Origin of the sequence: Alteromonas sp. V450, from assembly GCF_001885075.1 — a bacterium.
GTDB lineage: Bacteria > Pseudomonadota > Gammaproteobacteria > Enterobacterales > Alteromonadaceae > Alteromonas.
Genome location: NZ_MODU01000004.1, coordinates 802,639 through 825,663 on the forward strand (window position 1 = coordinate 802,639; position 23,025 = coordinate 825,663).

General features: G+C 43.8%; 17 protein-coding genes and 2 tRNA genes. 13 read left to right on the forward strand and 6 right to left on the reverse strand.

The genetic code is table 11. The annotated features are described in order from the left end of the window. Positions 1-230 precede the first annotated feature (230 nt). Positions 231-1,133, reverse strand: coding sequence for a LysR family transcriptional regulator (locus BK026_RS03520; RefSeq protein ID WP_071814568.1), 903 nt, complete (start codon positions 1,131-1,133; stop codon positions 231-233). 230 nt (positions 1,134-1,363) lie between these two features. Here BK026_RS03520 and BK026_RS03525 point away from each other — a divergent pair, with 230 nt between their 5' ends. Beyond that, the gene (locus BK026_RS03525) at positions 1,364-1,810 is read left to right on the forward strand and encodes a MaoC family dehydratase (RefSeq protein ID WP_071814569.1); all 447 of its coding nucleotides are present in this window, start codon (positions 1,364-1,366) and stop codon (positions 1,808-1,810) included. Between the two features lie 142 nt (positions 1,811-1,952). Here BK026_RS03525 and BK026_RS03530 read toward each other — a convergent pair whose 3' ends face one another. Both BK026_RS03530 and BK026_RS03535 read right to left on the reverse strand, forming a co-directional pair. Beyond that, entirely contained in the window at positions 1,953-2,117 is a 165-nt protein-coding gene (locus BK026_RS03530; RefSeq protein WP_071814570.1) for an entericidin A/B family lipoprotein, read from the reverse strand. Positions 2,118-2,134: 17 nt separating this feature from the next. Next, the gene (locus BK026_RS03535) at positions 2,135-3,121 is read right to left on the reverse strand and encodes a mechanosensitive ion channel family protein (protein ID WP_071814571.1); all 987 of its coding nucleotides are present in this window, start codon (positions 3,119-3,121) and stop codon (positions 2,135-2,137) included. A 426-nt stretch (positions 3,122-3,547) separates the two neighbouring features. Here BK026_RS03535 and BK026_RS03540 point away from each other — a divergent pair, with 426 nt between their 5' ends. From BK026_RS03540 to rpsO, 12 genes are all read left to right on the forward strand, one after another. Further along, positions 3,548-6,241: a TonB-dependent siderophore receptor gene (locus BK026_RS03540; protein ID WP_071814572.1), complete on the forward strand. Its 2,694-nt coding sequence runs from the start codon at positions 3,548-3,550 to the stop codon at positions 6,239-6,241. Between the two features lie 163 nt (positions 6,242-6,404). Then, the gene (locus BK026_RS03545) at positions 6,405-6,707 is read left to right on the forward strand and encodes a 4a-hydroxytetrahydrobiopterin dehydratase (protein ID WP_071814573.1); all 303 of its coding nucleotides are present in this window, start codon (positions 6,405-6,407) and stop codon (positions 6,705-6,707) included. Between the two features lie 203 nt (positions 6,708-6,910). Next, positions 6,911-6,987, forward strand: a tRNA-Met gene (locus tag BK026_RS03550). A 51-nt stretch (positions 6,988-7,038) separates the two neighbouring features. Then, positions 7,039-7,115, forward strand: a tRNA-Met gene (locus BK026_RS03555). Between the two features lie 346 nt (positions 7,116-7,461). After that, positions 7,462-10,809 (forward strand): MHYT domain-containing protein, encoded by a 3,348-nt coding sequence (locus BK026_RS03560; protein WP_071814574.1) that lies wholly within the window; start codon positions 7,462-7,464, stop codon positions 10,807-10,809. A gap of 2 nt (positions 10,810-10,811) precedes the next feature. After that, entirely contained in the window at positions 10,812-11,813 is a 1,002-nt protein-coding gene (locus BK026_RS03565; protein WP_071814575.1) for a two-component system response regulator, read from the forward strand. A gap of 303 nt (positions 11,814-12,116) precedes the next feature. Then, the gene (gene rimP, locus BK026_RS03570; RefSeq protein WP_071817471.1) at positions 12,117-12,575 is read left to right on the forward strand and encodes a ribosome maturation factor RimP; all 459 of its coding nucleotides are present in this window, start codon (positions 12,117-12,119) and stop codon (positions 12,573-12,575) included. 45 nt (positions 12,576-12,620) lie between these two features. Continuing rightward, a complete protein-coding gene (gene nusA / locus BK026_RS03575) occupies positions 12,621-14,117 on the forward strand; it encodes a transcription termination factor NusA (protein WP_071814576.1) in 1,497 nt (498 codons plus the stop codon). Positions 14,118-14,141: 24 nt separating this feature from the next. Beyond that, positions 14,142-16,748 carry a translation initiation factor IF-2 gene (gene infB, locus BK026_RS03580; protein WP_071814577.1) on the forward strand — a complete coding sequence of 869 codons (2,607 nt, stop codon included), beginning with the start codon at positions 14,142-14,144 and terminating at the stop codon, positions 16,746-16,748. A gap of 114 nt (positions 16,749-16,862) precedes the next feature. Next, the gene (gene rbfA / locus BK026_RS03585; RefSeq protein WP_071814578.1) at positions 16,863-17,264 is read left to right on the forward strand and encodes a 30S ribosome-binding factor RbfA; all 402 of its coding nucleotides are present in this window, start codon (positions 16,863-16,865) and stop codon (positions 17,262-17,264) included. After that, on the forward strand, positions 17,265-18,239 hold the full coding sequence (truB, locus tag BK026_RS03590) for a tRNA pseudouridine(55) synthase TruB (protein WP_071814579.1): 975 nt from the start codon (positions 17,265-17,267) through the stop codon (positions 18,237-18,239). Between the two features lie 120 nt (positions 18,240-18,359). Beyond that, positions 18,360-18,629, forward strand: a complete 270-nt coding sequence (gene rpsO / locus BK026_RS03595) for a 30S ribosomal protein S15 (RefSeq protein WP_071814580.1) — start codon at positions 18,360-18,362, stop codon at positions 18,627-18,629. 106 nt (positions 18,630-18,735) lie between these two features. Here rpsO and BK026_RS03600 read toward each other — a convergent pair whose 3' ends face one another. The 3 genes from BK026_RS03600 to BK026_RS03610 all read right to left on the reverse strand — a co-directional run bounded on the left by BK026_RS03600 (position 18,736) and on the right by BK026_RS03610 (position 22,855). Continuing rightward, a complete protein-coding gene (locus BK026_RS03600) occupies positions 18,736-21,099 on the reverse strand; it encodes a diguanylate cyclase domain-containing protein (RefSeq protein ID WP_083574999.1) in 2,364 nt (787 codons plus the stop codon). Positions 21,100-21,167: 68 nt separating this feature from the next. After that, positions 21,168-21,956, reverse strand: a complete 789-nt coding sequence (gene rluF / locus BK026_RS03605; RefSeq protein ID WP_071814581.1) for a 23S rRNA pseudouridine(2604) synthase RluF — start codon at positions 21,954-21,956, stop codon at positions 21,168-21,170. A gap of 104 nt (positions 21,957-22,060) precedes the next feature. Continuing rightward, entirely contained in the window at positions 22,061-22,855 is a 795-nt protein-coding gene (locus tag BK026_RS03610) for a hypothetical protein (protein WP_071817473.1), read from the reverse strand. Between the last annotated feature and the right edge of the window lie 170 nt (positions 22,856-23,025).

Consider the following 23,025-nt stretch of genomic DNA (forward strand, 5'->3'; position numbering starts at 1 on the left):
TTTATGCCACGCACTTACATGCCATTGTAACGCATGATTGAAGTACACGATCATATAGCAGAGAAAGTGGAACTGCTCTGCAAAGTAGTGCAGCAACTACTTTGTATATGTAGAAAGCCGTTGCCAATTTAGAAGCGACGGCTTTCATCATGGTCCTGTACTGAAGTTTTCTTTGGTCGTCAGTAACGTTTGCATGCTCAATACACAGCAAAACCAGCGTTAAAACAAAACTAATGCGGTTTGAAGTTGCTGGCAACTTCCATAATTTGCTCTCGCATCCACATATGGGCGTAGTCGTGATCTGCACTTACATGCCAGTATAAAAAATATTCAACCGGAGGCAGTTCAAAAGGTACTTCGTAAATAGCAAGGTCATAGTGTTTGGCTAGGTGAAAAGGTAAACAGGTAATTAAATCTGTCTTTACTATGGTGCTAGGCACGGTAAGAAAATGTTGCCCTCTCATTACTTCTTTTCTCCGTTTACCCATCTTATCAAGAGCGACATCAATGGGGCCGGCGCCTGACTTACGCTGTGATACATTGACATGACCTAAACGAAGAAATGTGTCTAAATTTAAACCATTTTTAAGTGCAGGGTGGTTTTTTCTTGCCAACACGACAAACCTGTCTTGCGCGATTTTTTCTTTGCAAAGGTGAGGATCTGTAAACGTAGAAGCATCGGCAAAGAAGTCGAGAGACCCGGCGGCCATGGCTGAAACAACTTGGCTACGGGGGATCTCATAGTTAGTCAATGCAATATTAGGGGCCAAGTTTTGAAGCCTTGCTACAAGTCTCGGCATGATACTAGCCTCAAGGAGATCGCGGCTAGCGAAATTGAATGATTTTTCTGCAGTTAAAGGGTCGAAGGTATGGCTTTCTTGAACACTCTTTCGTAAAAGTGCTAATGCCTGACGCGCTGGCACGATAATATTTTGTGCCACAGGAGTAGGGGTCATACTGTGACCGGTGCGAACGAACAAGGGGTCGTTTAGCATTTCTCGTAATCTCGCCAGCGAGTTACTTACTGCTGGCTGAGTAATACATAAGACATCTGCGGCCTTCGTTAAACTCCCTGCCGTGTATATGGCGTCGAATACTGCGAAAAGGTTCAAATCAATTCTATTGAGATTCATAACTAATCCTTTAAGAGCGAGTGCCCTGAAAATGTTCAACAGATGAAGAGGCGCTAGTTTGTACCACAGTGGTTTTTGCGAAGACTATGGTGAAGAGCTACATAGCATCTACGATTAATTTACGTTAGTGTAACAAGAATATTTATAAATACCTATTATTAAAAGTTAATTGAAACATTCAAGTCAATAATAGTAGTTTTGTCGTCAATAAACGGAGATTGGACTGAAAAATGAAAACACTTTTAGATTTGTCAGTGGGAGAAACACTAGAGCAGACTGGCTGGCTAACCGTAACACAGGAAATTATTAATCAGTTTGCTGAAGCAACCGGTGACCACCAATGGATCCACTTAGATGCTGAAAGGTGCGAAAAAGAAAGCCCTTTTAGAACAACAATCGCACATGGGTTCCTTACTGCCAGTTTAATGCCTAAAGCATTTGCGGAAGTCATATCGCCGAGCGAGAATATTGCCTCAATGATCAATTACGGAATTGATAAACTACGCTTTTTGGAACCCGTGAAAAGCAATGATGCGGTCAAGTATCAATTCAAACTTGTAGATGTTAGTGATAAGCCGCAGGGTAAGCTGTTTAAGGTGGAAGCAAGCTGCATAGTTAAGTCAACGGGTAACCCGGCGCTTGTTGGAGGCTTTCTCATGTTGGCCGTGCTTAAATAGCCGTGAATGAAGGTAGAAAAGTGAGCGTGTGACACTGTCAAACGTGTCGTTGCCATCAGTTCGGTTGCTATTTCAATAATAATAGCCTGAAAACGCGTGTATCACGTTCAGGCTATTTGTTTCGCGTTAACATACTCTGTGCCTAGTTTGATGCTTCCTCAGCACCTTCTTCGACGGCCTCGCCGGCACTTTGAATATCTTTGCCCGCGCCTTCGATCGTTGCGCACCCACCTAAAATGCCGAAAGTTGTCGCAATGACTATAGCTAAAAGTCTCTGCTTTAACGATTTTAGTTTTAACATTTCCATTTGCTTCTCCTATTGATTTACTCTTCTGCAGAATTAGCAGAACCGTCTTTTGCGTTTACGTCAGATGTTTCATTTGACGAACTTGAATTTTTATTTCCATGTCTATCTTTACTGCGCGCCTCAAGCATTGAATTAAGTTTGTCACCGCCTTTGGCGTTGAAGTCCAACGTCCTGATGGGGAAGGGAATAAGAATGTCATTTTCATCTAGCACTTTCTTGACGGTGCTTATCGCGTCATGTCTAACTACCATGAAGCCAGGTTCGCCGGGATATCTTATCCAAAACCAAAGCAAGAGATTGATACTCGAATCACCAAACGATTCTGCGTACACCGCAGTCTCTTCTTTGCGGATAACGTAATCTTTTTTATTCATCGCCTCTGTTAATACGTCAGCCGCTTGCTCGATATCGTCTGCATAAGAAATACCTACAGGGATCTCGAGGCGGCGGTAGCCAAGCGATGAATAGTTGGTCAGTATATTTCGAAATAAAATCTTGTTGGGGATAACTTCAAGCTGTCCATAAAACGTCTCAACCAACGTATTGCGTAAGTTGATTTCTTTTACGTTTCCAAACACGCCTTCCGCTTCTATCACATCACCAATTTCAAATGGTTTTCGAATGCCCATCGCAACGCCAGCAATGAAGTTTTCTGTCATATCCTGAAAAGCAAAACCAATTGCTAGTCCAACAATACCTGCGCCAGCGAGAAGTGAGGTCACAGTGCCTTTTAAACCAACAAAATCAAGCGCGATAAAAATGCCGGCTAGAATGATCAATGATTTAATTATTGAGGTGAGTAACCCTGCTATCTGACGCGACTCGAATGTCCGGCGCATTACCTTGCCGAGTACATTGCCCGCTGCCTTCGCGATGACGCCAAACACAATCGCAATTAAAAACGCAACAACAATGTTAGGGAGCAAAGTGATTGCGCCTTCGATCCAACCTTCGAGTTTTTTACTCACAAGCTTGTATGCTTCGTCTATTTGCGGTAGCTCCATTAACAACTCACTTTAATCGTTTGCGTACTATGTGTGATTGATACGCAAAACCTATACCGGTAACGTGGATTTGAATAAGTTAATGTTTTTATTGCCTTTTGTGATATTGGTGTCTGATAGGCAGAAGAGATAAGAGAAAGATTTTCACGGTAACCGCAAATTATTCTCAAAACTTAATTGTTTGGGGAAAAAACAAAATTAGCGCGCCCTTTATACTTAAGTTTATGTGGTATGACCATCTGTAAAATTAATGTAAACATATTATTCACAATAAATTTACAAACATGAAGTTCGAGCATAATATCAATTGTGACGGTCAATGATTTTGGCCAGAAACAATAAAAAATACGAAATCGAACAGCCTGTTGCTAACGGAAAGTGTGAGATTTACGCCGATAGTGATAAGCCCAGATTTGGAACCACACTATGAATTTTAAAACGCGTAAGACCGCAGTCGCTGCTTTTGTTGGCGCTGCGCTATTTTGTTCTTCAACTTCTGGTTACGCTCAAAATGCAGAGAGCGATAATGAACAGGAGGCTAAAAAGGACGTCGAGCTCATCCTTGTTACCGGTAGTTTTGTACGTCGAAGCGAAAATTTTGACTCTCCTTCTCCTCTTGCTGTCGTCGACAGCGTGGCGATAGATGCAATAGGTGCTAAAAATATTGCTGATATAACGCAAACGCTAACCATAAATACTGGGGCTGAAAACAACCCAGATGCATTCACCCAAAACGCCACAGCAGGTACATCAAATATTAACTTGAGAGGCTTAGGCGTGGCCTCTACGTTAGTTCTGCTTAACAATAAAAGGCAAGTAGTTAATGCACAGCCTACGAACGAAGGTCTGAATTTTGTAGACACAAGCTCTTTGGTGCCTATGATAGCGATAGACCGAATGGAAGTCGTAAAAGACGGCGCTTCAGCATTATACGGCTCAGATGCGGTAGCTGGCGTTGTTAACTTTATTACAAAGCGAAATTACGATGGCGCTATGGTGAGTGTTGATTATCAAGACGGTGCCCATGGCGACAACAAAGAATACATATTGCAGGGCCTCTGGGGGGCGACGGGCGAAAAAGGCAACGTGATTGCTGCCATCAGCTACACCAATCGCTCTCCGCTTTTTATCAGCGACAGACGTTTAAGTAGACCGCAGGATGACACGAGTGCACTTGGCAATCCAGCTAGTTTTTTCATTGCACCAGGTGTGCCCGTAATAGACCCCTTTGGTTGTGAAGAGTTCGGTGGATACCCACAAGTACTTGCACCAAGCGGCACAGTACCGGGTTTAGATGTGGGGCTGTGTGGATTTGACTTCGGTCCTTACTACTCTTATGTTCCCGACGAAAGCCGTATTAACGCTTACACTCGAGCTGAATACGAATTTACAGACAGCATTACGTGGACGACAGAGATTGGCATGGCGAGAAACCGTGCTGAGCGGGGTGGAGCGCCGAGCTTTCCAATACTTACTGCCCCCGTTGTGCCAGACTATCATCCTCAAAATCCTTTTGGACGTTCTGTCGCATTTTTTGGAAGGGCTGAAGGCAACGGGCAGCCAGGTGATGCGGCCAATACCGAATCTGATACTTTCCGTTTCAGTACTAACCTTCAAGGCGTGACAGACTCAGGGTTTTGGGAGATAAGCTATACAAGGGCAGTTAACGATTTCGTATTTAGCGTACCGGATGTGCTGAATACTGAATTCCAACTTGCGTTGTTAGGCTTTGGGGGCTCTGATTGTAACCCTGTCACAGGCACGCCGGGTGTTGGTAGCTGTCAGTTTTTTAATCCATTTGCAACTTCCTACACTAGTGCACCGAACTCAGAGTATGTAATTAACTCATTTACTGGACGACAGGTTATCGACTCGAAAGCAGACCTAGAGGTATTTGAGGCGTTTACATCATTCGATACATTTGAAATGGGTGGTGGCTATGCCGCATTAGCGTTGGGTATTCAATATCGTGAAAACCAGCTTTCGCAAGACTACGATGAATTATCCAATCAAGACAGCTTTACATTCGTCATCGGTAACCCTGATTTGGATGGTAGCCAAGACGTGTGGGCTGCGTTTGGTGAACTTGCACTGCCAATAAATGATGAGCTAGATGTTCAACTTGCGCTGCGTTACGAAGATTACGGCGGTAGTATTGGTAGCACAGTAGATCCGAAGCTGGCTATATCATGGCGTGCATCTGAGGAGTTTTCGTTAAGGGGCTCTATCTCCACCTCGTTTAGAGCGCCAACGGTGTTCTTAGCACAAGGTGGTGCCACATCGCTTCAACAAGTAGTTGATCCTGTACAAGGTGCTCAAGCTTTTGTGGCGGTGAGAACTTCCGGTAATGAAGACCTTAAGCCAGAGGAATCGACTGCGTATAATCTCGGTTTTTCATACGAGCCATTCAGAGACTTATCGGTTGAGGTGGATTACTGGAACTTTGAATTTGAAGATCTTATTATTCAAGAAAATGCACAAGCGCTGCTGAATGCCGATCCCACAAACACCGACCGCATTGTACGTGCTGGTGACCCACTAAATGGGCCGGTACTTCAAATTAACAATACCTATGTTAATGCTAGTTCTCTTGAAACTTCTGGTGTTGATTTTGTAACAAGTTACAAAATGGAAACCGGGTTAGGTAACTTTACGCCGTCAATTCAGGCTACTTATATTACCAAATACGATTTGAGTGACCCACAAGCAGGAGCTATTGATGGCGCAGGGCGTCGCAACTTTAATAACATTGGTGTTTCCTCTCCAGAATTACGTATGAATATTGGTCTTGCCTGGCAACATGACGTGCATGCTGCGAATATTTTCTTGCGTTATATTTCATCATACGATGATGACCAAAACTGTGCAGACGGTTCATCAAATACTGCTGGCTGTGCCAACGGCTTCTATGAAATTGATAGCATAGTAACGGTGGATGCGCAGTACAATATCGATCTTGGCAGCGTATTTGATACAGACCAAAGTTACGTGTTAACGGTTGGCGGTATCAACCTATTTGACGAAGAGCCTCCTCAAGTGTTCACTAATAGTGGCTTCGACTCTAAAGTACATGATCCTAGAGGGCGGCAAATTTATGCAAGGCTAGCCGTAGAGTTTTAAGCCAAGGGTTGCAAAAAATTTCTAAGCCGGCGGCAATGCCGGCTTTTTTGTAAACAATTATCTCCACAAACAATCTAAGCAAACGTAAAACCACCTTCTCTTCTTCATTTCTTTGTATACAGTGTAAGAAATTGACGGCAATGCACAGATAGCTGAGGTGACCATGACAACTAAACTTACTGATCAAGAAATAAAACAACAACTCGACACGCTCAATCAAATAGTGTGTGACGATGTGCTGTGGGAGCGCGACGGAGATGCAATTATTAAAACATTCACTTTTAAGAGTTTTATTCGAGCTTTTGGATGGATGTCGCAAATTGCAATGTGGGCTGAGAAGCTCAAACATCATCCTGAGTGGTTTAATGTTTATAATCGTGTAGAAGTTCGATTAACAACGCATGATGTTGAAGGTTTGAGTGAATTAGACTTTTCATTGGCATCAAAAATGGAAAAATTTAAATAAATTAAGATAAACTGCTGACAATGACGCGTAAAAAACCGGCGAAATAGTATTAACATTGAGCACATTGTTTAAATTAACCGCGAACGATCAAAAAATTGAAATATTTCAATGTTAGGCACTTGTGTTAGCCAAGTCCCTATGTATAATACGCACCACATTGAGGCGAGGCGCTGAAGCAAATCACTGAAATGCAAATTTTCTGGCGCGGGATGGAGCAGTCTGGTAGCTCGTCGGGCTCATAACCCGAAGGTCGTAGGTTCAAATCCTGCTCCCGCAACCACAGAAAATAAACAGATTTTGAAGCGTTGTGTCACAGCGTTTAACGTACAAGCGCGGGATGGAGCAGTCTGGTAGCTCGTCGGGCTCATAACCCGAAGGTCGTAGGTTCAAATCCTGCTCCCGCAACCAATTTAAACCCAGCATTTGCTGGGTTTTTTATTTTTTAAATTCCTTATTCCTTTCAGTCTTCCACGTGTTGGCGTTTTCCGAGTGAATTTTTAGTCTCGCTCACTTTGGATTCGTGATGCCACTATACCTGCGGTAACACGCCACGATTACGAACATTTTTATTCTCGCTGAGAGGGTAATGATCTATGCGGTTTTGTATAACATCTTACCTCTGCAAAACTGATATTATGATTTATAAAGGTATACTCTTTTTTACAGTGTGCTAATTTATAAACATTAGAGGGTCATTCATTCACCCGCATCGATATATTCGCCCAAATAAATTAGAAAGGTAGTAGCCATAAAGATGATTAGCCGTTTTTTTAGCGTTGAGCAAAGCGCCAATCTACTCGAAGGTTCTTACCATTTTCCGCTCGTTGTGTTGTCGCTATTAATAGCGATTTTCGCGGCATTCATGGCGTTTAATGTTGCTGGCCAAGCTGCGGTAACAGAAGACAGGGTCCGTCGTAACACACTGTTAGCAACGGGAAGCGTTGCATTGGGCGGTGGCATCTGGTCGATGCACTTTTTAGGCATGACTGCGTTTGATTTGTGCCTGCCTGTTAATTATGACGTTACCATAACCGCGCTTTCATCTTTACCAGGCATCGCAGCGGCGTTGGTTGCTTTGCACCTTCTCACGAAGAATCGGATTTCTTTTTCTCAAATAATGTTTGGTGGTGTATTAGTCGGTGCTGGTATCGGAACAATGCATTATAGTGGTATGGCGGCTATGGAAATGGCACCTTTGCTGCGCTACGACCCCACAATGTTTGCTTTGTCTATTGTCGTAGCGGTGTTGTTAGCAATGATATCGCTTTGGATAAAATTTGGTATTGCGTCAGCAATCAAGTCAAAAAAGATGTTGGGAAAACACGTTGTGTTGGCCAGCGTTGTCATGGGGCTAGCCATTGCAGGTATGCATTATACAGGTATGGCTGCTGCGCGCTTTGTCGCTCCTCCAGGTATTGAAACGTCAGGGCAAAGTTCGGATATCGCGGTTTATCTCGCAATATCGACCGCTATTGTTACGTTGATATTGATCACCATGGTTCTTGGGATCAGTTTACTGTTTAAATATCGCGATGTAATGATGAGAGCCATTGAAAGTGAGCGTATCCAAAGTGCAATAACCGATACCGCTGTCGACGCAATTTTAACTGTAGACAGCAGCGGCATAATTAAGACAGCCAATCCGGCAGTAAAGCATATCTACGGGTATACACAGGCTGAAATTATCGGCATGAAGGCCACAGATTTAGTAACACCAGAGAGACGCCATTTATATGGTGACGACTTCTTTAATCAACGAGTCGTTCCTACTGAGCAAATAATCGGCACGGGCCGAGAAGTCGAAATTTTGCGAAAAGACGGAGAACGTATCCCCGCGCGTATTGGCGTCGGCTTCACAAAAATAGACGACAAACCCGTATTTGTTTCTTTTGCATCTGATTTGCGTAAAAGAAAAGAAATGGAAGACGCACTTAGAGAAAGCGAGGCTAAGTTTAGAAGTCTTATTTCTAATATTCCTGGAATGGCTTATCGGTGTTTGAATATGCCGGGCTGGCCTATGGTGTTCATCAGCGATGCAGTATTGGAAGTCACTGGATATTCACCTGAAGAATTTATCCTACCTAATCCCAAGAGGTCGTTTGTAGACCTCTACCATCCAGACGATGTTGAACGTCTGGTTCAAAGTAATAAAAAAAGCGACAGTTTTTCCTTTGAATATCGCATCATAACGAAAAATGGCGATGTAAAATGGGTAACAGAACACGGTGTATACGTTAAGGATGAACAAGGTAATACGCTTTATGTAGACGGTTTTATTTCTGACATTACTCACAGAAAAGAAATGGAAAATGAACTCAAAGCTGCGAAGGATAAAGCCGAGCAAGCCGCTGCCGCGCGAACAGCATTCCTCGCTAATATGAGTCATGAAATTAGAACGCCAATGAACGCGATTATTGGCTTCAGTGATCTTATGCTAGGCGAGTCTTTACGTGATGAACAGAAATCTCATCTAACTACTATTAACCGCTCAGCACGATCACTACTTCACCTCCTTAACGATATTCTCGATAGTGCCAAACTTGATAAAGGTAAGTTGGATCTCGAATACCGCGAATTTGTCATACGAGAAGAATTGGATTTGGTTATATCGACATTTTGGCTTGAAGCAAAGCGTAAGAAAGTTGACTTATTTCTAAATGTAGAGCGTTCGGTGGCAAACGTGTACATAGGCGTACCAGAAAGAATGCGACAAGTCCTTAATAACCTGATTGGAAACGCGGTGAAGTTTACCCACGAAGGTAAGGTGGCGGTTAACGTAAAAAGTGAAGGTAACGCGATTGTTTTTGAAGTTTCTGATACTGGTATTGGTATGACTGGCGACCAAGTAGACAAGGTCTTTGATCCGTTTTCTCAAGCTGATGCATCGATGAGTAGAAAGTATGGCGGCACCGGGCTTGGAACGACCATTTCAAAACAACTGGTTGAATTGATGGGTGGGGAAATTAGTGTTCGTAGTAAAAAAGGGCAAGGGACAACATTCAGTTTCACGTTGCCATTTGAAGAAACAGAACTAAAAGCGCAAAGCCATGAAGCCTCCCTGTCACAGATAACGCAATTAGAAAAAGCGCTCAACATTTTGGTTGTTGATGATGTCGAGCAGAATGTAGAACTTCTTACGCTTTTGTTAACGCGCTCAGGGCATAGTGTAGTAACTGCATCTGATGGCGTTGAGGCGCTAGAAAAAATGAATGAGCAGGTTTTTGATGTCGTATTGATGGACTTACAAATGCCAAAGCTGGACGGTATTGAAGCTTCAAAACAACGTCGCGAGTTTGAAAAGCAACATGGCCTACCTGCCTTGCCAATTATTGCGCTTACCGCGAGTGTGCTCATTCAGGATAGACACGCTGCGCAGCGGGCAGGCATGCAGGGGTTTGCTAACAAGCCCGTTGACTTCGGCATATTACTGGATGAGATAGCTCGAGTATTGCGGTTGAAAAATCGTAAAGTTAAAAACGAAACTCATTCGTCCACTGAACACCGTGAATGTCATTCACTTGGCATTGAAAGTTCAATTATAGATATACCTAAAGCAACGCAGTTATGGGGTGATGAAAAAACGGTATTTAAAGAAATTGATAAGTTCATTAGTACATGTAGAAATAAAGTAGACACGTTGATGCGCCTAGCGCTTGACGGTAATTATAAGGAAGTGGCAACAATTGCACACGGATTGAAAGGTACTGCGGGTAATCTTTGCCTTACCTCTTTCTTCTGCACTGTAAGGGAAATTGAAGCGAAGGCACATAAAGGTGTATTGAATATCGATGAGGTAAACAACCTTAGAGATGCAATAGAGCGAATAGAGAATAGTTTGAACAAAACACCGCTATATGCAGAACAATCCATAAATGAAAGTGTTGACAACGCACTACTGCATAAGCACCTTGTATCGTTAAGTGGCAGTGTTGAACGAAATATGGTCGATGAGGACGAGCTTGTATTTTTGCGTGAATTAAACAGCCCTGAATTTAGCGACCTTATATTGCAAATATTAGAATACATTGATGATTTTGAGTTTGAGCTTGCGAAGGAACAAATTGATGTATTACTCGAAGCCCTGATGCAAAATAGAGGCTAAACATGTTAGAACAAGAAAGTACGAAGGCTACATTATTACTCGTCGATGATGAGCCAGTTAACTTGAGAGTGTTAAAACAACTACTTGCTTCAGATTATCAACTGGTGTTTGCTAAGAATGGTGACGAGGCAATTAAATTAGCAACAACAAGTCGACCTAACCTGATTTTACTCGATGTTATGATGCCTGGGCTAACCGGCTTTGAAGTATGTAGGCTCTTAAAGGAAAAGGAGCAAACGAAGTCCATTCCAATTATTTTTGTTACAGCGTTAAGCGACGAAGTTGACGAGACCGAAGGATTTGATGCTGGTGCTGTCGACTATATCACCAAACCTATCTCACCAGCCGTTGTTAAAGCGCGAGTTAGAACTCACTTGAATTTAGTGCGTTCTGATGCATTGTTAGAAAGTCGATTGCAAGTTGTGCAGCGGTTGGGAAGAGCAGCTGAGTATAAAGACAACGAAACCGGCATGCATGTTATGAGAATGAGCCATTATGCTAAAGAATTGGCATTAGCTTATGGGTTATCAGAAGCGCAAGCGGAAATACTGTTACATGCTGCGCCAATGCATGATTTAGGCAAAATCGGTATTGCGGACAGTATAATGCTGAAACCCGGTAAACTCACAGACGAAGAATTCGCCACCATGAAGCAGCACCCAGAAATTGGTGCTGAAATTATCGGCGACTGTGGAGACTCTGTTTTGCTAAACGTGGCGAAGTCTGTGTCGCTGACGCATCACGAAAAGTGGGACGGTAGCGGGTATCCAAACGGATTAATGGGTGAGGAGATACCCATTGAGGGCAGAATTTGCGCTATTGCCGATGTGTTCGATGCGCTTACGAGTAAAAGGCCATACAAAGATGCGTGGAGCATACAAAGAGCGGTCGATTTTTTAAACGAGCAAAAAGGCAAACACTTTGACCCGGCACTCGTTGAATTAATGGTAAGCATCCTGCCTAAAATTCTTGAGATTAAGGCGAATTTTAGAGACGAAGACTAAGTCTATCCATTATTCGCTGTTGCTTAATGCGTCACCTGTCAGTATAATACACCCATCATTCAACGAGAGCGGGCTCCCTCAATACACAGGATAGTAACGCACTTGTTGATAGCAAGTTGTCACCTTTGAGGTGCTTTTACCCATAGGCTTGCAACTGCCTTCGCGGCAGGTATGGGTTCAGAATTTTAATAAAAGCCCCGCTAGTCCGGGGCTTTTTGTTGTATTAAAACCTGGAGTCAGCCTTGCTGAGCCGGGTGATGACAGGTGGGCTTTAGGCCCTTTTTTCGTTTTTGGAGGTTTGCATTGGCAAAACTTGAAGAGAAACTAACCGAAATGTTAGAGCCAGGTGTTGAAGCACTGGGTTTTGAGTTGGTTGGCATCGAGTTTGTACGAGCGGGGAAACATTCTATTCTTCGCGTTTTTATTGATCATGAAAACGGTATTACCGTAGATGATTGTGCAGATGTAAGTCATCAGGTTAGCGCAATTTTGGACGTTGAAGATCCAATTAGCACTGAATATAACTTGGAAGTGTCATCACCGGGTATGGACAGACCGCTTTTCAAAGAGAAGCATTATATCGAGTCTGTGGGTGAAGTGGTTCAAGTTCGTCTGTCTATGCCGATGGACGACAGACGTAATTTTAAAGGCAAAGTACTTGCGTGTGAAAACGGCATCGTGAGTATTGAAGTGGATGGCCAGCAGTTCCAGTTAGCTGTGGCGAATATCGAAAAAGGTAACGTTGTTCCCACGTTCGATTAACGGAACAGCTCTGCTTTCAACGACGAAAGCATAAGAGAGGCGAAAATGAATAAAGAAATTTTGTTAGTGGCGGAAGCCGTTTCAAATGAAAAACAAGTGCCTAGAGAGAAAATTTTTGAAGCGCTAGAGTATGCAATCGCTAGTGCAACCAAAAAGAAAAACGAAGGCGAGATTGAAGTTCGTGTAAGCATCGACAGAACGTCTGGTGACTTTGATACATTCCGTCGCTGGTTGGTTATTCCTGATGATCAAGAACAGGAAAACCCTTTTGCTGAAATTACGATTTCTGCGGCACAAATTGACGAACCTGAAATACAACTTGGCGATTATGTGGAAGAACAGATTGAATCTATAAAATTCGACCGCATAACTACGCAAACCGCTAAGCAAGTGATCGTACAAAAAGTACGTGAAGCTGAGCGTCAGCAAATGATTGCTGAGTACGAAGATAAAGTAGGTGAATTGGTTACTGGTACGGTTAAGAAAGTAAACCGTGACAACATCATCATCGACTTAGGTAACAACGCTGAAGGTGTTATCTACCGCGATGACATGCTTCCTCGCGAAACGTTCCGCCCGGGTGACCGTGTACGTGGTCTTCTTTACGTGATTCGTCCAGAAGCGCGTGGAGCACAGTTGTTTATCAGCCGTACGCACCCAGACATGCTAGTTGAACTGTTCCGCTTAGAAGTGCCAGAAATTGCGGAAGAGACACTAGAAATTAAATCTGCGGCGCGTGATCCGGGCTCTCGTGCAAAAATTGCGGTTAAAACTAACGACAAACGCTTAGATCCAGTAGGTGCGTGTGTTGGTATGCGTGGTTCACGTGTACAAGCCGTATCTGGTGAACTTGGCGGTGAACGTGTTGATATCGTGCTATGGGACGAAAACCCAGCGCAATTCGTTATCAATGCAATGGCTCCCGCCGAAGTGGCGTCAATCGTTGTTGATGAAGACAGCAACAGCATGGACGTAGCGGTTGAAGCAGACAACTTAGCACAAGCAATTGGCCGTAGTGGTCAAAACGTTCGCCTAGCTAGCCAGCTTACGGGCTGGGAACTTAACGTGATGACGGTAGACGACCTCAACAAGAAGCACGAAGAAGAAAACGCGAAGGTACTTGATCTATTTACTGCTGGTTTGGACATTGACGAGGAGTTCGCGTCTGTCCTAGTAGATGAAGGCTTTACAACGCTAGAAGAAGTGGCATACGTGCCAGCAAGTGAACTTCTAGCGGTTGAAGGGTTAGATGAAGAAATGGTTGAAGAGCTGCGCAATCGAGCGCGCGCTTTCCTAACCACGCGTGCACTGGCGAACGAAGAATCGCTTGAAGGTGCAGAGCCTACAGAAGCCTTATTAAATCTTGAAGGTATGAGTAAACACGTGGCCTATGTGTTGGCCAGCCGCGGCGTTACCGACCTTGAAGAATTAGCAGAACAAGGTACCGATGATATCAGCGATATCGATGAACTTGACGAAGAGAAAGCCGGCGCATTAATTATGGCGGCTCGTAACATCGTTTGGTTCAGTGAAGAAGAGTAAGGTCAACAGGGGGAAAATTACGTAATGGCAGATGTATCTATTGAAAAGCTCGCCAGCGACATTGGTACGACCGTTGACCGATTGGTTGGCCAGTTTAAAGACGCGGGTATCACTAAGAGTGCCGGCGATCAGGTAAACGAAGACGAGAAACAAAAACTATTGGATCATTTAAGTAAGCAACACGGCAGCGCTGCTGAACCGACGCGTATGACACTCAAGCGTAAGACAACAAGCACATTAAGTGTTGGTAAGTCTAAAGAAGTGAAAGTGGAAGTACGTAAAAAGCGCACATACGTTAAGCGTAGCGATGTTGAAGAACAGCAGCGTCAGGCGGAAGAAGAGGCAAAACGTCTTGAAGAAGAAGCACGTCTGAAGCGCGAAGCGGAAGAAAAAGCAGCGGCTGAAGCGAAAAAAGCGGCTGAAGAGAAAGCGCGTAAAGCTGAAGAAGCGAAGAAAGCTGCTGAAGAAGAGCGCGCACGTCGTGCTGAGCAAGCGAAGAAAGAAGCTGAAGCACGCAAGAAAGACGAACCAGAGCTAACTGAAGCTGAAAAAGCGGAAGCGGAAGCGGCTCGTCAGGAAGAAGAGCGTCTTCGTAAAGCGCAAGAAGAAGAGGCACAGAAGAAGCTTGAAGAAGAAGCAAAGAAAGCGGCTGATGAAGCGCGTAAACTTGCTGAAGAAAACGAGCGTCGCTGGAAGGAAGAAGAAGAGCGCAGGAAGAAAGAAGAAGCTGAAGAAGTTCACTTGCACTCTAATCGTTATGCTCAAGAAGCTGAAGACGAAGAAGACATGCAGGTTGAGCGTTCATCACGCCGTCGTCGTAAGTCGAAGAAAAACGCGGGTGAGCATCTTAAGCAAGGCTTTAACAAGCCAGCTGCACCTGTAGAGCGTGTTGTTAAGCTTGGCGCAACCATCACCGTTGGCGAATTAGCAAGCAAGCTTGCTATTAAGTCTAACGAAGTTATCAAAACGATGATGAAGATGGGCGAAATGGCCACTATTAACCAAGTACTAGACCAAGATACTGCAGTGCTAGTAGTTGAAGAAATGGGCCACAAATTTGAGCTTGTGAACGACAATGCACTAGAAGATGAGTTGTTGGCAGATGGCACTGGCGGTGAAAAAACCACACGTGCACCTGTTGTAACTATCATGGGTCACGTTGACCACGGTAAAACGTCATTGCTTGACTACATTCGTCGGGCGAAAGTTGCAGACGGTGAAGCCGGTGGTATTACCCAGCACATTGGTGCATATAAAGTAGAAACAGAAAATGGCGAAATCACGTTCCTAGATACACCTGGACACGCCGCATTTACCGCAATGCGTGCTCGTGGTGCTACAGCGACGGATATCGTTATTCTTGTTGTTGCTGCCGATGACGGCGTAATGCCTCAAACGAAAGAAGCGGTACAGCATGCTCGGGCTGCTGGCGTACCTCTTATCGTTGCAGTGAACAAAATGGATAAAGAAACCGCTGACCCCGATCGCGTTAAAACTGAGCTATCTCAACTAGAAGTTATCTCAGAAGAGTGGGGCGGTGAGCACCAGTTCTGTAACGTTTCTGCGAAAACAGGTATGGGCGTTGACGAACTGCTTGAAGCTATCGTTCTACAAGCTGAAGTTCTTGACCTTAAAGCAGTAGCTGAAGGTCCAGGTCGCGGTATAGTTATTGAATCTCGCCTTGATAAAGGTCGTGGCCCAGTAGCATCTGTATTGGTTCAAGAAGGCCAATTACGCGCTGGAGACATTCTACTTTGTGGTGAAGAGTACGGTCGTGTTCGTGCTATGCGCGATGAAAACGGTAAAGAGATGAAGCTTGCTGGCCCATCAACACCAGTCGAGGTATTAGGATTGTCTGGTGTTCCGGTAGCAGGTGAAGACGCAGCCGTTGTTAAAGACGAGCGTAAAGCGCGTGAAGTAGCAGCCAAGCGTCACCAGAAGAAACGTGAACTTAAACTTGCTCGTCAGCAAAAAGCGAAACTTGAAAACATGTTTGCGAACATGGAATCAGGTGACGTTAGCGAACTTAACATCGTACTTAAAGCTGACGTACAGGGTTCTGTAGAAGCGATTTCTGAATCATTGGTTAAGCTTTCTACGTCTGAAGTAAAAGTGAACATTGTAGGTAGTGGTGTAGGTGGTATCACTGAAACTGACGCAACCCTTGCGGCTGCATCAGGCGCTATCGTACTAGGCTTTAACGTTCGTGCCGATGCTACAGCGCGTCGCGTACTAGAAGCTGAAGAAATTGATTTACGTTACTACAGCGTTATCTATAACCTAATTGACGAAGTGAAAGCGGCCATGAGTGGTATGCTTGCACCAGAATTCAAGCAGGAAATCATTGGCCTTGCAGAAGTACGTGACGTATTTAAGTCACCGAAACTGGGCGCAATTGCGGGCTGTATGGTTACTGAAGGTAACGTTAAGCGTAGCAACCCAATCCGTGTACTTCGCGACAACGTAGTAATTTACGAAGGTGAACTTGAGTCACTACGTCGCTTTAAAGACGACGTTCAAGAAGTACGTAACGGTATGGAATGTGGTATCGGCGTTAAGAACTACAACGACGTGAAAGTAGGCGACCAAATCGAGGTCTTCGAAATCGTTGAGGTTAAGCGCGAAATTTAATTGCCTTAGTTAATTCGGCATGTGAGAAACGGGGGCCGAGTGCTCCCGTTTTTGTCTGTATTCAGCAAACAGACCTCGCGCATGTCCTGCGTTAAATAAGGAAAGGAGAGTATAATGGCCCGTGAATTTTCACGTACCGACAGAGTTGCTCAGCAAGTTCATAAAGAAGTGGCGAGCATTCTGCAAAATGAATACAAGCACCGCGTTGGCGACATGCCTTTGATTACGGTTTCTGACGTAGATGTATCGCGCGACTTAGCGCATGCAAAAATTTTTGTGACTATCTACAACAGCACCGAAGAAGAAGGTAAAGCGCAAGTTAAACAACTGGCAGAATACAAAAAGTTTATTCGTAGTATTCTAGCTAAACGTATTCGCATGCGCTCAGTTCCAGATCTTCACTTCTTTGAAGATAAGTCTATTGTTGAAGGTATGCGTATCTCTAATCTTGTGTCGCAGACCATCGCAAAAGATGAGTCAAAGCGCGATAAAGACGATCCACAAGAGCAGGAGTAAATGGCAAGACGTCGTAAAGGCCGTGAGATTAACGGCATAGTATTGCTTGATAAACCGCTTGGTGGGTCATCTAACCAACTGCTTCAAAAAGTGCGCTGGCTGTATAAAGCTGCGAAGGCTGGGCATACAGGCGCACTTGATCCCCTTGCCAGTGGCATGTTGCCCCTTTGCTTGGGGGAAGCTACGAAGTTTTCTCAGTTTCTTTTAGATGCTGAAAAGACTTACGAAGTTACCGCTCAACTAGGTGTTCGCACCACCACGTCTGACGCCGATGGCGACGTGGTTGAAGAAAAGCCTGTAGAAGTCAGCGAAGAACAAGTACGTGATGCGTGCTTGGCGTTTCTCGGTAAGAGTAAACAAATCCCGTCCATGTTTTCAGCGCTTAAACATCAAGGTAAGCCGCTTTATCACTATGCACGTCAAGGTATAGAGATTGAGCGTGAACCCCGTGATATTGAAGTGTATGAATTAGATGTACTGCGTATTGAACTGCCATTTGTAGAAATGCGCATTAAATGCAGCAAGGGCACTTACATTCGCTCTATCGTAGATGATTTAGGTCAGAACCTTGGCTGTGGCGCCTACGTGACTCGCTTACACCGTACGGAAGTAGCAGACTATCCTACGGATAAAATGGTCTCGCTGGACAAGTTAATTGAAATTCAGGCATCACTGGAAGACGGTGACTTTAAAGCGTTGGATGACTTATTGATTCCTATGGATACTGCCGTAAGTCGTTTACCATTTGTGACCATTAACGACGCTGAAAGAAACCGTTTTGATAACGGCCAATCTGTAAAAGGGATTTGTAGCGAAGCGCTACGTGAAGGCGTGTCTTACCGCGTTTACCATGGCGACGATACGAGTGGTATTTTCTTAGGCGTAGGGGAAGGGGTTCTTGACCCAAAAGACCAAGGTATCCCCAAACAAGAAGTGTTTGTTAACCCAAAACGTCGGGTTGTTTATCCATCGTAGCTGCGCCGGTAAATAAAGACGGTTTATGGCTTGCTATGTCTGTAAACGTCATTATAATACGGCCCTCATTCCGCTTTGCTGAATTAGTGATCGGCGAAGCATTAATATTAGGAGAATGATATGTCACTAACTAAAGCAGAAACCGCAAACATCATTGCTGAGTACGGCGTTAAAGAAGGCGATACTGGTTCACCAGAAGTTCAAGTTGCTTTGCTTACTCACAACATCAACAAGCTTCAAGGTCACTTTGCTGATCACAAGAAAGATCACCACTCACGTCGTGGTCTTCTACGTATGGTTAGCCAACGTCGTAAGCTTCTAGACTACCTTAAAGGCAAGAACGCTGAGCGTTACCTTGACCTTATCAAGCGTCTAGGTCTACGTCGATAAGACTAGGTTTCAAGAAAAGCGCCCATTGGGCGCTTTTTTTATGCAATCTAGAAATTACACAGTGTTGAGAATTAGCAAATACCATTTCGCATAGATCATTAGCCACTCAGCGAGAGCTGTGATTTGTAACTTTGTTTTCATACATCTTAGCATCAGCAACTACGAGTAAGCTGTCTAAATCTTTCCCATCTTTAGGGTAAACCGACGTGCCAATACTCGCTCCTACCTCTACTTTTAGTGAGCCTAAGTTAATAGGCGCGCTGAGCTCAAAATTAATTCTTGAACACATATGTGTTACATCAATTGCACCGGTAATCTCAGTGAGCATAACAATGAATTCGTCACCGCCAATACGTGCAACACAATCTATTTCGCGGACGGTGCTCTTAAGGCGCTTCGCTATTTCAATGAGCACATCGTCGCCTGTTTTATGCCCGTAACGATCATTAATAGGCTTAAACTTATCAAGGTCGATATAAATGCAGTATATGCTTGTTCCGCTTCTCTGGCTTCTTGCAATTTCATTGTCACTGAATTCATCTAATGCCACTCTATTAGCGAGGCCTGTTAATGCATCGGTTCGTGATAAACGTTCGGCTTCTTTTTCTGCAACAACTCTATCGGTGACATCCACATTTACACCAAACATTCTATGGCCAACTATTTTTCCGTCAGCTTTAATGTAGCGTGTCTCTCCATTTGACAAGTTCACGCGAAATTGCGTGTTGAATTTACTACCGGAATCAACCGCGTGTTGAAGTTCTTTTAGCACGTTTTGATAATCATCTGCATGCACAGAGGACGCCCATACTGAGTAGTCTGTTGGTTCTGGATTTTTAGGTACATCGTAAATTCGATGCATCCAATCGTCCCAGATTAGCGCATTGGTTTTTGTGTTCCATTCCCAAAAGCCTAGTTGTGCAGCGTCAGCAGCCATTGACATCCTTTGATTGATTTTTACAAGCTCTTCACGGGCGGTACGAAGTTCAGTCACGTCCTCTGATAGCCACAGCAAAAAGCTGACTTTGTCTGACTGGGGATGCTCAAAAATAGGGACTTTACGGGTAGTGATATACCGTGTTTCGCCTTCAATAGTAACAGGCTCTTCTTCTATTAAGGCAGGGACTCCGCTTTCAATCACTTGAGTATCTGACGCTGTAATGCGTGCAGCTTCTTGCTCGGTAAAAAGTTCAAAGTCTGATATTCCAATCAACGCTAATTTGTTCATGCCCAATGTGCGTTCAGCTGCCTGATTAACATGGCTGAATGTCAGGTCGGTCGCACGTTTAACCACAATAGACAAAGGGAGGTTATCGAAAACGGTTTGTGTGAATACCTCTTGTCGATTTAAGTCGGTTAGATCTTTTAGTGTACAAACAAAATCATTTTTGGATTGAGACAGTAAAGTGAAGGTGCACAGGACAGGAAACTGGCTTTTGTCTGATTTTACGCCGTATAGTTTCTCAGATACTGAGAGTTCGCCATCGAGTAACTTGGACACATTGCTTAACACGGCATTTGAATTTGTATGGTCACTTACTAATAATTGCTGAATGTCCCTATTAACCATTTCTTTTTTTTGTAAAGAAAAAAGCCTTGCTGCTGCGCTATTTGCAAACGTTACTGTGCCGTTACTATCGAAATTAATAAAGCCTTCTTGCACGCTACTTAACACCGCCGCTAAACGAGATGTAAGCAGCAATCTCGCTCTCACCTCAAGTAGAAGTAGTAGAAAAACACTTGACGCGAGTAAGACCAATAAAATGACGTTGATGAGTTCATTCGAAGAGGCGGCATCGTATATCCCATGCATGCTTGGACCTTCAAAAACTAGCATTGAAGACATGCCAATGTAATGCATCGAAGAAATTGCGAGCCCCATGACGGTTGACGCTATGAAAATACCAATATGACGTTGTTTTAATTTGGATTTCCTTTGCTTGTCACTTGCATATAAAGCCACATAGGAAAGCAAAATTGCGACGATGACTGATAATAGGAAAAGAGGCATGTCGTATGCCATTATGGCATTCATTCGCATGGCTGACATGCCGACATAGTGCATGCTGCCAATCCCAACCCCCATTAATGCACTTCGCAAAAATAGCGTGGTCTGGCTTAGCGTCTTGGATGAAACAACGATATAGCTTGCAAATACTGCTGGAATAATAGAAACCAACGTCGTTGCAATGTCATAGCCAATCGGAATTCCAATATTGTAGGCGAGCATGCCGACAAAATGCATGGCCCAAATTCCTATTCCAAAAAACAGTGAAGAGCATATTCGCCAAATCACCTGTTCCTTGCCGTTAGACGCGTTTTCAATTCTTGATATGGTTTGAAACGCGATATATGAAGAGCTAATAGCAATGAGAATAGACGCAGCGACCAGAATGGGGTCATACCATGATGGTATTAACGTATTTTGTGCAAGCTCGTTGGTTAGAAATTGAAAATTAAATTGGTCCAAGGTGAAAGTAATTAAATGTGTTGTGTATGAAAAGCTTAGACCAAATTTATCGAAGTTGTGTGGTATTTCTAACTTTTGTCTCTGTTGCCTTGCTGTGTATTTGTTCTATCAATATTCTTGATGGAGGTTTTTGTCGATGATTTAACTGACTGGTGTAACTTCTTAAGTTCGGCGTCCGTCAGATTGCGCCATTGCCCAGGCTTTAACCGGTCGAGCTCCAAATGCATTATTCTCGTTCGTTTAAGCTTTGTAACCTCATAGCCTAAAAACTCGCACATTCTTCTAATTTGTCGATTGAGTCCTTGTGTAAGAATAATTGTGAAAGTATTTCTGCCGGTTGCACGCGCTGTACATGGCTTAGTTACAGTACCCAATATAGGAACGCCTCTTTCCATGCGCTTTATGAAGCGGTCACTGATAGGTTGATTAACGGTGACTTCATATTCTTTATCATGCGCGTTTTCCGCGCGAAGAATTTTGTTTACTATATCGCCATCGCTAGTGAGAATGATTAGACCTTCAGACGGTTTATCTAAACGGCCAACGGGAAAAATTCTATTTTTGTGCTTTATAGCGTCAATAATATTTCCTTTGACATGGCGCTCTGTAGTACATGTGATCCCAATGGGCTTATTGTAAACAATGTATACGCGGTCTGATTTATCATTAGCCACAGCACCGATTATTTTTCCATCGACTTTTACACTATCATCAGGGCCAACTTTACTACCTAATTCTGGTTGTTGGTCGTTGATTGTTACACGATTTTGCTCAATAAGTTTGTCTGCTTCTCTACGTGAGCAGAGACCCGTGTCACTGATGTATTTGTTTAAACGTTTTAACGCCTGATCGCTCATTGAGCCATTGTTCCTTTATTTGTTTGAGTATTATTTTAACACGGCAAAAAGAAAGGGGCGATAAGCCCCTGACTGTCATGATAAGTATTGATTAGGAGTTTCGTCTAAGGATTGGTAGTTGAGCCCGTGTTACCGCTGGGACGGGACACCACTTTTGTTGCTATCTCTCGAATTTCGTTTTCTAAACTGGTAATTCTACCTGATAGTGTGGTGTTACGTTGCTCCAATACAGATAGCTTGTCTGACAAGTTTCGTACCGTCTGTTGCGCGCTATTTTTGTCTGTTGTCGCTTGTTCAAGCTGCACGTTTACCGCTAGCAGTTCATCGGCAAGAGATGTGAGTTGATTTTTCAGAGAGCCAATGCGCGCACTTTGAGACTCAATGTCCGCTTTTGACGCCGAGATATCCTTGCTAAGTGCGGTTTGCACATTACCAACACGATCACCTAAGTCGGCAATTTCTTTTTGATTACGACGCCATGCAGATGCCCATAGCTTGTCCATCTGCTCCCATAATTCGTTTGTTTTATTGGAAAGTTCAGTTACTTTTACCTGCAGTGCAACAGTTGACTCGCCAATCTCTTCCCCGGTGGCTGATAGTTTGTTTTCTAGTTGTACTATTCGCTTTTCGGCTTGTTCAGCAATGCTCTGTTGCTGTTGTAGTAAAGTAAACAGGTAGTAGCATCCGCCACAGGCAGCGAGTGCAACAATAGTGACTAGTGAAAGCCAAACACCATTTCCACTTGATTGGACTGATGGTTTACTTGAATTTGCCGAACCAGCGGAGGTTGCCGCGGTGTTTTTAACTGGTGCGGCCTGCCTTTTAGCTTGATAGTCTCGACGGTCTTCTTCATCTAGTCTTATTGTTGGAAACTCGTCGTTCTTCGAATTGTTTGACATAATTGTATCTATATCTCGTTGTAAGCCTTGATACGTAGCGTTTGCGTACAAGCTTTAGTCTTTTAGCGCAAGCATTCATCACCTTGTGGTGTGCATACTCATTTTACTTCATATTTTGTTATCGTTATTAAGTAGAAACTGCGTTGCAAGCGCTTCTCTTTTGTATCATG